9 protein-coding genes are annotated in these 11,295 nt (G+C 40.4%); 4 read left to right on the forward strand and 5 right to left on the reverse strand.

The features are described from left to right. Nucleotides 1–56 precede the first annotated feature (56 nt). On the forward strand, nt 57–1,295 hold the full coding sequence (locus J663_RS13140) for an SGNH/GDSL hydrolase family protein (protein WP_033850243.1): 1,239 nt from the start codon (nt 57–59) through the stop codon (nt 1,293–1,295). A gap of 49 nt (nt 1,296–1,344) precedes the next feature. On the opposite strand, the gene J663_RS13145 is transcribed toward J663_RS13140, so the two are convergent. The 5 genes from J663_RS13145 to J663_RS13165 form a co-directional block, all read right to left on the reverse strand. After that, nucleotides 1,345–2,700: an MFS transporter gene (locus J663_RS13145; RefSeq protein ID WP_033850245.1), complete on the reverse strand. Its 1,356-nt coding sequence runs from the start codon at nt 2,698–2,700 to the stop codon at nt 1,345–1,347. A 100-nt stretch (nt 2,701–2,800) separates the two neighbouring features. After that, a complete protein-coding gene (locus J663_RS13150) occupies nt 2,801–4,090 on the reverse strand; it encodes a DcaP family trimeric outer membrane transporter (protein ID WP_081404765.1) in 1,290 nt (429 codons plus the stop codon). Nucleotides 4,091–4,366: 276 nt separating this feature from the next. After that, nucleotides 4,367–5,038, reverse strand: a complete 672-nt coding sequence (locus J663_RS13155; protein ID WP_033850249.1) for a class I SAM-dependent methyltransferase — start codon at nt 5,036–5,038, stop codon at nt 4,367–4,369. Nucleotides 5,039–5,109: 71 nt separating this feature from the next. Then, complete coding sequence (locus J663_RS13160; RefSeq protein ID WP_033850251.1) at nt 5,110–6,804, reverse strand: AMP-binding protein; 1,695 nt, start codon at nt 6,802–6,804, stop codon at nt 5,110–5,112. Nucleotides 6,805–6,914: 110 nt separating this feature from the next. Next, entirely contained in the window at nt 6,915–7,532 is a 618-nt protein-coding gene (locus J663_RS13165) for a TetR/AcrR family transcriptional regulator (RefSeq protein ID WP_002114305.1), read from the reverse strand. Between the two features lie 144 nt (nt 7,533–7,676). On the opposite strand from J663_RS13165, the gene J663_RS13170 reads away from it, so the two are divergent. The 3 genes from J663_RS13170 to J663_RS13180 are packed head-to-tail and all read left to right on the forward strand — an operon-like array spanning nt 7,677 to nt 11,288. Then, the gene (locus tag J663_RS13170; RefSeq protein ID WP_029424157.1) at nt 7,677–8,849 is read left to right on the forward strand and encodes an isovaleryl-CoA dehydrogenase; all 1,173 of its coding nucleotides are present in this window, start codon (nt 7,677–7,679) and stop codon (nt 8,847–8,849) included. A gap of 24 nt (nt 8,850–8,873) precedes the next feature. Then, complete coding sequence (locus tag J663_RS13175) at nt 8,874–10,475, forward strand: carboxyl transferase domain-containing protein (protein WP_033850254.1); 1,602 nt, start codon at nt 8,874–8,876, stop codon at nt 10,473–10,475. Nucleotides 10,476–10,484: 9 nt separating this feature from the next. Beyond that, nucleotides 10,485–11,288: an enoyl-CoA hydratase/isomerase family protein gene (locus J663_RS13180; protein WP_033850255.1), complete on the forward strand. Its 804-nt coding sequence runs from the start codon at nt 10,485–10,487 to the stop codon at nt 11,286–11,288. Nucleotides 11,289–11,295 lie beyond the last annotated feature (7 nt).

Consider the following 11,295-nt stretch of genomic DNA (forward strand, 5'->3'; position numbering starts at 1 on the left):
AACAAGCCAGTAATTTGTTTCAAGATAACTTTAATTTCTTTTAAAGAGTTTACGAGATGAAACTTTATCAACCCGCCCTATTCTCTCTTGTTTTATTTACGAGCTTTGCACAAGCAGAAGTACAAAAGAGCCAGTGGGTTACCACTTGGGCAGCTAGCCCACAAAAAGTCTGGAATAAAGATTTCGTTTTTCCAACCCTAATTCCAGAGCAAATATCTAATCAGACTATCAAACAAATCAGTCAAATTAGTTTAGGTGGTGAAGCGGTTAGGCTTGTTTTTACAAATCAATATGGGGATCAACCGCTTTATATTGATAAAACTACTGTGGGGTTAGTCAAAGGACAAAGTCTTAAATCAAAAAGTGCTTATCCAGTTTATTTCTCTGGAAAGCTTAAAGCACAAATTTTACCTGGCAAACAATTGATCAGTGATCCAATCCAGCTCCCTGTTCCCGATCATGCGCAGTTAATGGTAAATACCTTTATTCAAAGGCCAACTACATTTAAAACTTTTCATTGGGATGCGAAACAAACCAGTTGGCTCATTACAGGCAACCAGACTACGAACTTAAATACGCCTAGTAGTGCCAAAACTACAACTGCGCGATTATTATTGTCGGCTGTAGAAGTAAAACCAAAGCGTAAAGCCCATGTTGTTGCTGTCATTGGAGACTCAATTACCGATGGAGCAACTGCAACTTTAGATGCAAATACTCGATGGACCGACTTTTTAGCTAAGCGCTTATCGCCACATCAAGTCGCGGTCATTAATAGTGGAATTTCAGGAAATCGACTACTCACAGACGGTATGGGTGACAGTGCTTTAGATCGTTTGAAAAAAGAAATATTTCAATACTCAGGTGTTAAAACTTTAATTGTGTTAGTTGGTATTAATGATATTTCATGGCCCGGTACAGCTTTTGCACCTAAACAACAAATACCGTCGTTTGAAGCCTTAACCGAAGGTTATAAACGTGTTGTAAAGGAAGCTCATGAGCAAGGTATTCAAGTGATTGGGGGGACGTTACTTCCATTTTCAGGTGCCTTACCTAATACACCTTTAGATAATTATTACCAACCGAATAAAGATGAATTACGCCAGCGCATTAACCACTGGATGAGAACCAGTAAAACATTTGATGGGGTTCTTGATCTTGAGCAAGGCTTAAAAGATTCAAAACATTCCGATCGATTAAATCCAATTTATGATTCTGGAGATCATTTACATCCAAATGATAAAGGTAATCAGCAAATGGCAAATCTAGTTGATTTAAACCAGCTACTTAACAAATAAAATTTCCAGATACAGGTAGGAATGATTTCCCTACCTGTATAAATATGGATTAATTACCCTCTAACTCGACATTAAGTTTTGGTGTAATAGGCTGTTTTTCAGCTGCATATCGTCTTAAAACCATGACCGCGAAAAGCGCTAAAATTGCAGGAATTGCGATCATCACAAAATTCATTTTATGTGGTAATTCCAACCCTAATAATAGGCCCGTTAAGATAGGTCCAACAATAGCCCCAATTCGACCTACACCAGAAGCACACCCAATTCCAGTAGAACGCACACTCAATGGATAATATTGTGCAACGTAGCTATAAAGCAGAATTGAGGTCCCAATCGTTGCAGCACCTGCAACAGTCACCAAACCATATAAAACATAGGCTGGAGACTTAAAGCCTAAACCGATTAATGCTAAAACACCCGCCAGTAGCATTCCCATAATTACCGGTTTTAAATGGAATTTATCAGACAAAATACCACCGCCAATTGAACCGATCATTGCGCCAACATTTAGGGCAAGCAAGAATAAAATACTTTTGCCCAATGAATACCCTGCTGCCAGCATGAGTTTTGGTAACCAGCTACTTAAGGCATACACCATGAGTAAGCACATAAAGAATACGAGCCAAAACATGAGTGTATTGAAAGCACGGCCTTGCTGAAATAATCCCTTTACAGAACTACCTGTTGGTACATTATCCTCATTAAGTACTAAGTGCATAGTGATCGTTAGGTTTTGTTCAGGTGAAATCTTTTGAATAATGCGCTGTGCTTGCTCAGTCTTACCCGTCTTAACTAAAAAGGTTAAAGACTCAGGTAAAAACTTCCAAATGACAGGTAATAAAAATAGTGGGATACCGGCAATTAAAAACATAATTTGCCATCCTTGACTTTCAACCAGATAACTACCGATTAATGCTGAAAGAATCCCGCCAATTGCATAACCACTAAACATACTCCCCACCAGCGTACTTCTTATACGTTTAGGTGCATATTCTGATGTAAGTGCAACTAAATTTGGCATGACCCCACCAATACCTAATCCCGCCAAGAACCGAAGTACCCCAAACTCAAGTGGGCTTGATGCAAAAGCACCTAAAAAGGTAAAACCACTAAAAAAAGTCACACAGATTAAAATTACCTTTTTACGGCCTATTTTGTCTGCCAGTGTTCCAAAGAACATTGCCCCAAACATCATTCCGCATAGTGCCGTACTTGCTAACACCCCCGCCTGTACAGCTGTTAACGACCACTCTTGCATTAGCAAAGGCAATACAACGCCATAAATCACCAGATCGTAACCATCAAAAATAATAATTAATAAACACCAAAGTAAAATACTCCAGTGAAAAGGGGTAAATCTGGCCTGATCAATAACTTCATTTACATTTAATTTAGATGTTGTCATTTACTCACCTCCTTTGTGAGATAAATTCATATTCAATTTTTTAAAACGACATACTGCACCCTAAAGAAAAAACAAATTATTCAAGGTTTTATTGAATAAATTAAAAGTCATAACTCGCCATCATATTGAAGCGGTTATCAATCCCGTTACGTCCATCAAAAGTTTCTCGTTCGCCATACACATATTCGACGCCCAAGGTAATTGGTTTGTATGGGTTATACAGTGCATTCACCCAGCTTTGCCAAAGCTCTTTGTTTTGAGTGGTGCTATTACGTTGTAATTCAGCAAAACGGTTATCATCTTTGGCTTTCATATAGCCGTAGCCTAAAGTCGAGCGAATTTGCGGTGTAAATTGATGAGTAATACCTAAAGAAACGGTATCAAATTCATTGCTATGCATATTGTTTTGATCATCTATTGCATAGCCGCTGTTACTCCATAGCAAGAAACGCCCATCTCCTTTGACATGGTAATAATCGGCTTTGAGTAATGTATCGGGCGTAATTTGGTATTTACCGCCCAAGCCTACGCCCCAAGCGACTTCCTCATCATGATTAGTTCTTTTTTCAGCAACAAAACTACGTCCCGATAACATCGATCCATTAGTAAATTTATGATTTAAGCGCCCTACCAAGGCTGGTAAACGCATTTTATTATCTGGATCTGAGGTCGCAGTATATTTCGGATCTTCAACCGATATTGCAAAGCTTGTATTTGCCGTTAAGTTATCGCTATAGCGAACTAGCGGTGATCTTAATAATGCACTGCCTACAAATGTGCCCGCGTCAATCGTTTCCGGATAATATTCAGGTGCAATAAATGTTGACCACGTTTGACCGATAAGCCATTTATCAAACGTTAAATAAGCATGGCGTATTCGAAACTGATCACGAGTGGCTGCCCCAAAGAAGTCCATTTCTAACTTTCCGCCCACCTCACCCGCGGCCGTCGGGGTTTTAAAATTCAGCCCGAAACGTGTCACATTAACGGTGCTGTGCAACTGGTCTTTTTGAGCAGATTCTTCTGGCGTATTTTCGAGTGGAACACCGCTAATATTGTTATACATCGTAGATGCCCCTTTCATTTGATAAGAAGCATCTGCCCGTATATAACCATATAAGTTAAATTCTGCACCAGACTTGGTTAAACCTTGCTGTATTGGTGGTACGGTTGCGGCTTGAGGAGTCGCTGAATTTGCTAGTTCCACTCGTCCTTGCGATAAAGATTTTTGCACCTGCATATTGGCTTGTAACATAGCCCGAAGCTCTTTCACTTCTTGGCGAAGTTGTGCTATTTCAGGATCTGTTTGACCTGCAAAAGCAGAAGACACAAGCAGGGTCACAGAAATAGCCAACAGGCTTTTTTGAACCGTTGTATTTAAAACTTTCATCATGAAATTTTCCTTTTGATCTTTAAATAGACTTAAAGATCTCGACATCCTTTTTGTTATGTACCTATCTAAAATAGGTGCTTAAAATTTGCCTTCCTTTCACAAGAAAGACTTTCGATCATATTTTTTAGACAAAACCTCCTTAAAGCGGCCTGAGAACCACTTTTAATTTGTTTTAAGTAAAGCTAAATCTTCTAATTTTTTTCAGTTTTTATATTCTCTTCCTCATTGAGAATATGCAGGTTTTATATCCGTATTAACGCTTTCCCAAATCCATTATTTTTTTGCAATAAACCCTTGATACGTCAAAATTTGCGTATAAGGATGCACACTTTCAAAACCAGTTTTTTCTAAAAGTTTTATATATCCTTCAGTGGTTAGGCTAAAAAAGTCTTGCGCCATACGCTCTAACATTTTTTGACATTGTTCTTCTGTTAAGCCTTGTGCCAAACATAAATAACGTAAAGCGTGAAGATGCTGTGGATTTACACACGTCATTAAATCGTAGGTCAGCAAAACAGCTTTTTCTTTTAAACGATCATAAATATCTTTAAAAAAAACAGGTTTTATGTCATCTGCAATAAAATGAGCCACGAGAATAGAAAGTGCAGCATCAAAGCAATTCTCAAGAGGTAAAGCTGACGTTTCACCGTGAACAAAAGTGACTTGAGAAGATTTATCTAAAAGTTCAACCTGTTCCTGAGCTTTTTGCAGCATAGTCAAAGATGGATCAACTGCTGTAAATTTCCAGTTTGGATGACGTTTAAGTAAATATTCGAGTTCATATCCCGTGCCACAACCCACAATTAAAATATGAGCATTTGGTGATAACACTGATTGCAAAATGGCATCCACCTGTTGATGGATCACCTCATAACCCGGAATTAATTTACGAATATGTTCGTCATATCCTTCGACTACCTTTGGGCTATTAAAGTCTTTTGCCATTTTGCTTATCCTCTATTTAAGCTGCCTTTCAACTTATAGTTTGCTGCACTTTGACCAAACTTTTAACCTCTTTAGTCAAAGACATTTCCAGTTAAGTTAAGTTCAGCTCGCATAATTTCCTGCAATTTAAACTTCTGCGCTTTGCCTGAAGCTGTCATTGGAAACTCATTAAAGAATCGGACATAGCGCGGCACTTTATTATGAGAAATATGCTCTTTGCAGAATTGGCGAATACTGTCTTCATCAATTTGATGATGTTCATGCAAAATAATACAAGCACAGAGTTCTTCGCCATATCTGGCATCTGGCAAGCCAATGACTTGGACATCGCTTACATCTGGATGAGTGTATAAGAAATCTTCAATTTCTTTTGGAAAGAGATTTTCCCCACCACGAATCACCACATCTTTAATACGGCCTTTAATTTTAATGAAACCGTCTTGATCCATTTCGGCAATATCACCTGTATGCATCCAGCCAGCTGAATCAATGACTTCTTTGGTCTTTTCTTCTTCGCCCCAATAGCCAGCCATCACTGAATAACCGCGAACGCATAGCTCACCCAAAGTTCCTTGTGGAACAATCTGCCCTTCTAAATCGACAATTTTAATTTCAACATGCGGATGAACATGCCCAACTGTGCTTACTCGTTTATCAATCGAATCATTTACCGAACTTTGTACACTCACAGGCGAGGTTTCAGTCATACCATAACAAATCGTGATTTCAGACATGTGCATGCGGTCTATAACCCGCTGCATAATTTCTCTTGGACAAGGACTCCCCGCCATAATGCCCGTTCTTAAGCTCGACAGGTCAAACTCATTAAACTGTTCATGTTCTAAGGTTGCAATGAACATGGTGGGCACACCATAAGCTGCCGTACAACGTTCTTGATGAATCGCTTTTAAAGTTTCTAAAGGATTAAATACCGCCGATGGATAAACCATGGTTGAACCATGCGTAACGCAGGCTAAATTCCCCATCACCATGCCAAAACAATGAAACAATGGCACAGAAATACACACTTTATCTTGAGGGGTTAAGCGAATGCCTTCACCAACAAAATAGCCATTATTTAAAATATTATGGTGGGTCAACATGGTCCCTTTAGGATTACCCGTTGTACCTGAGGTAAATTGAATATTAATGGTTTCATCAAACTGAAGTTGCTTGGTTAATAGTTTTAACTCTTCTAGCTGTTCAGAGGTTGGCGTAGTGACCAAATCACTAAAGCGATGAATACCTGTATGTTGCTGATCATCAATTTTAATAACAAATTTTAAATGTGGTAGTCGTGCTGAACTCAGCAGTTTATCTGGACTGGTCGTTAACTCAGGGGCAATTTTTGTGAGTAGTTCTTGGTAATCAGTCGTTTTGAATTGAGAAGCAATAATCAATCCTTTGCATGAGACTTTATTCAACACATATTCAAGTTCATGGCTTTTATAAGCTGTATTGAGATTGACTAAAATAATCCCTGCTTTAAAAGCTGCAAATTGGGTTACCGTCCATTCCACACAGTTAGGCGACCAAATGGCTAATCGATCACCTTTTTTTAATCCCAATTTTAAAAGGCTACAAGCAAAAGCGTTTACTTCATCCTGTAAAGCTTTATAGGTTAATCGTCTGTTTTGGTGGAAACTAACGATTGCTTCCTTTTCAGCATATTGCCGACAGGCCTGATCAAATTGTTCACCAATGGTCATACCCAATAAGGGCTGTGTGCTTGGTCCCGAGGCGTAGCTTAACCGTTCTTGTTGCATTGAATCATTCTCCTTGATTCTTCTAATTCTCTTCTTACCTGATCTAATTGTTGTTACTGCAACTATTTTTCTAAACCGCCTTCTTTGTGTTGTTTTATCCTTTATATGCCCTATTTCCTCTGCACAGCATCTACACAAAAGTCAGCAATCTGTTTTGAAAAATAGTCTTTATGCGCATGATCAAACTTTGTATTTTGAGCTGGGTCTAGGGGTTCAACCACCACATAGGTCATGGCACCGACAACACACAGTGCTGCTGTATTTAAATCATCCAAGACAAACTCACCACTTGCATTTCCATCCGCAAGTATTTTTTTAATACTTTGTTTAATCAATTGCTTCACACGAAAACGCTCATGTTCAACCGTTGAATCGACGGGTTCAAACATGAGTGAATATGCAAGCTGAGGACTATTCAGTGCCCTTTTTACAAAGGTTGCCACAGCCTTATGTAATTTCTGCTTTGCCGATAAGTCACTTTCAGTAATCGAATCAATCACCAATAGTTCCGTATTAATGGCTTCGGACAAAACCTCAATCAGCACTTGGCTTTTATTATCAAAGTAGCGATAAACCAGACCACTTGATACGCCCGCTTGCTCTGCAATTGTTTGTATTTGTGCGTCTTTAAACCCTCCCTCTGAAATTAACTTTCTGGCTGAACTCAAAATCGACTTACGATTTTGTTCCATCCGCTCTTGCATTAAAGATGATCGTTTATAGCTCATAATTTATTCTCTAACAAATAAAATGAATTGTAAATCATTTTATGAATCAGTATTCACTTTTTTAAAAAATCATTGTATGGTAATTATCAAATACCCACAAAATATTTTATGGACAACAAATATAACCAATAGGATGAAGATATCATGAACCTACGCAGCTTGAATTTCGGTCTAGATGAAACTTTAATTGCGCTTCAAGATTCAGTGGCAGCATTTTGTGCAAAGGAAATTGCACCAATTGCCCAACAAGTTGATCAAGACAACAAATTCCCTGCACATCTCTGGAAAAAATTCGGAGATATGGGCCTTTTAGGCATGACGGTTTCTGAAGAATATGGCGGTGCCAATATGGGTTATTTAGCTCATATTATTGCTATGCAAGAAATTTCCCGTGCTTCGGCAGCCATTGGTTTGTCATACGGTGCTCATTCTAATTTATGTGTAAACCAGATTAACCGTAACGGTAACGAGCAGCAAAAACAAAAGTATTTACCAAAATTGATTTCTGGTGAATATGTGGGTGCCCTCGCAATGTCTGAGCCAAATGCAGGTTCTGATGTCGTCAGCATGAAATTACGCGCTGAGCAAAAAGGCGATCACTTCGTTTTAAACGGTTCAAAAATGTGGATCACTAACGGCGGTGATGCAGATGTACTCGTGGTTTACGCTAAAACTGATCCACAAGCTGGCGCGAAAGGTATGACCGCTTTCTTAATTGAAAAAGGCATGAAAGGCTTTAGTCATGGCAACCACTTAGACAAACTCGGTATGCGTGGCTCTAACACTTACCCCCTGTTTTTTGACAATGTAGAAGTACCTGCTGAAAACGTACTCGGCGGTGTTGGTAACGGTACAAAAGTACTCATGAGTGGTTTGGATTATGAACGTGCAGTTTTAAGTGCCGGACCTTTAGGCATTATGGATGCTTGTCTAGATGTGGTAATTCCTTATTTACATCAACGTGAACAGTTTGGTCAGGCATTAGGTGAGTTCCAGCTTATGCAAGGCAAACTTGCCGATATGTATTCGACTTGGTTGGCATGTAAAGCCCTCGTCTACGCTGTTGGTGCTGCCTGTGACAAAGCTGACCATGACCGCAGTCTACGTAAAGATGCTGCAAGTGCCATTTTATATTCTGCCGAAAAAGCAACATGGATGGCTGGAGAAGCAATTCAAAGCTTAGGCGGCAACGGTTATATCAATGAATTCCCTGCTGGCCGTTTATGGCGCGATGCAAAACTTTATGAAATTGGTGCCGGAACTTCTGAAATTCGCCGCATGCTGATTGGTCGCGAACTCTTCAATGAAACCAAATAATAATTATAAATAAGGACGCATCTTATGAACCAATTACAAAGCAAGATTAATGTTCGAAGTGAAGACTTCAAAACAAACCAGCAAGCCATGCAAACATTGGTCACAGATCTCAAACAAGTTGCCCAGCGTATTGCGTTAGGTGGTGGTGAAAATGCCCGTCAAAAACATTTGGCTCGAGGTAAGCTTTTACCCCGCGAACGTATTGATCAACTGATTGATGTCGGCACGGCATTTTTAGAAATTGGTCAATTGGCAGCGTACAACGTTTATGAAGATGATGTACCTGCCGCGGGTGTAATTGCGGGTATTGGTCAAGTCAACGGCATCACTTGCATGATCGTTGCCAACGATGCAACGGTTAAAGGGGGAACGTATTATCCCCTTACGGTTAAAAAGCATTTACGCGCACAAGAAATTGCTGAACAAAACCACTTGCCTTGTATTTATTTGGTGGATTCAGGCGGTGCCTATTTACCAATGCAAGATGAAGTTTTCCCAGACCGTGATCACTTCGGGCGTATTTTCTATAATCAGGCACGCATGTCGAGCCTAGGGATTGCCCAAATTGCTGTGGTGATGGGTAGCTGTACCGCAGGTGGTGCATATGTACCTGCCATGTCTGATGAAACTATTATTGTCCGTAATCAAGGTACGATTTTCTTAGGCGGCCCTCCTCTGGTAAAAGCTGCAACGGGCGAAGTCGTGAGCAGCGAAGATTTAGGCGGTGGTGATGTGCATACACGTCTTTCAGGCGTGGCTGACCATTTAGCTGAAAATGATGAACATGCAATTGCCATTGCACGTAACATTGTTGCGAACTTAAATAAAAAGCCAAATGACTTAAATAAACAAGTTGATGAACCATTGTTTGATGCATCGGAACTCTATGGCGTAGTGCCAAGTGATGCGCGTAAACCTTTCGATGTACGTGAAGTGATTGCCCGTATTGTAGACGGCTCTCGTTTTGATGAATTTAAAGCACGATTTGGTTCAACACTGATTACCGGTTTTGCTTCTCTCTACGGCATGCCAGTCGGGATTATTGCCAATAACGGAATTTTATTTTCCGAGTCTGCACAAAAAGGCGCGCACTTTATTGAGCTATGCACACAGCGCAATATTCCATTGTTATTTCTACAAAACATTACGGGCTTTATGGTCGGTCGCCAGTATGAAAATGAAGGAATTGCAAAAAACGGCGCTAAATTGGTTATGGCAGTTGCAACCGCAAATGTACCAAAACTCACTCTAATTATTGGCGGCTCGTTTGGTGCGGGTAACTACGGTATGTGCGGACGTGCTTATTCACCACGCTTTTTATGGACATGGCCAAACTCTCGTATTTCAGTGATGGGCGGCGAGCAAGCAGCAAGTGTGCTCTCAACTTTAAAACGTGATCAAATTGAGCAAAAAGGTGCCGATTGGTCAGCTCAGCAAGAAGATGAATTCAAACAACCAATTCGTGAACAATACGAGCGTCAAGGCCATCCTTACTATGCTTCTGCCCGCCTTTGGGATGACGGTGTAATTGACCCAGCGCAAACTCGCCAAGTACTTGGCTTAAGCCTTGCAGCTGCTATGAACGCTCCAATCCAGCCAACCAAATTTGGCGTGTTCCGCATGTAAGAGGTGTATATGAGCTATCAATTTTTACAACTCGAACAACAAGGTCAGGTTGCCTATGTTTGGCTGAACCGCCCTGAATTACACAATGCATTCAATACTACAGTCATTGAAGAACTACATGCTTGCTTTAAGCAAATCAATACACGTGATGATGTTTGTGTTGTGGTTTTAGCGGGTCGCGGCAAAAGCTTTTCGGCAGGTGCCGACCTCAACTGGATGAAACAGGCAGGTCAGGCATCTTCAGCAGAAAATGAAGCAGATGCATTAAAACTTGCGCAAATGTTGGATGCACTTGCAACACTTAAACAACCGACTATTGCCCGCGTGCATGGGATTGCCTTTGGTGGCGGCATGGGTTTAGCGTCGGCATGTGATATTTGTATTGCCAGCACGGATGCCAAGTTTGCAACTTCTGAGGTTCGTTTAGGGCTTGCTCCATCTACCATTAGTCCCTATGTGATCCGTGCGATTGGTGCAAGACAAGCTTCCCGTTACTTCTTAACTGCCGAGCGGATTTCAGCACGTGAAGCCAAACAAATTGGCTTGGCACATGAAGTTGCAGATGCCGAAGACTTAGATAAAAAAGTTCAAGAAATTGTTGATGCTCTATTACTTGGTGGCCCGCATGCTCAAGCGGCCTCAAAACAACTCATTCAAATGGTCAGCAACCAGACCATGAGCAATGACTTGCTGCAACAGACAGCACATCATATTGCTCAAGTTCGTCAAGGCAGCGAGGCAAAAGAAGGTCTGAGTGCCTTTTTAAATAAACAGCAGCCTGCTTGGGTTTCTAACTCGAATAACAACAATTAAGGACGAT

It is taken from the genome of Acinetobacter sp. 826659 (assembly GCF_000588515.1).
GTDB lineage: Bacteria > Pseudomonadota > Gammaproteobacteria > Pseudomonadales > Moraxellaceae > Acinetobacter > Acinetobacter pittii.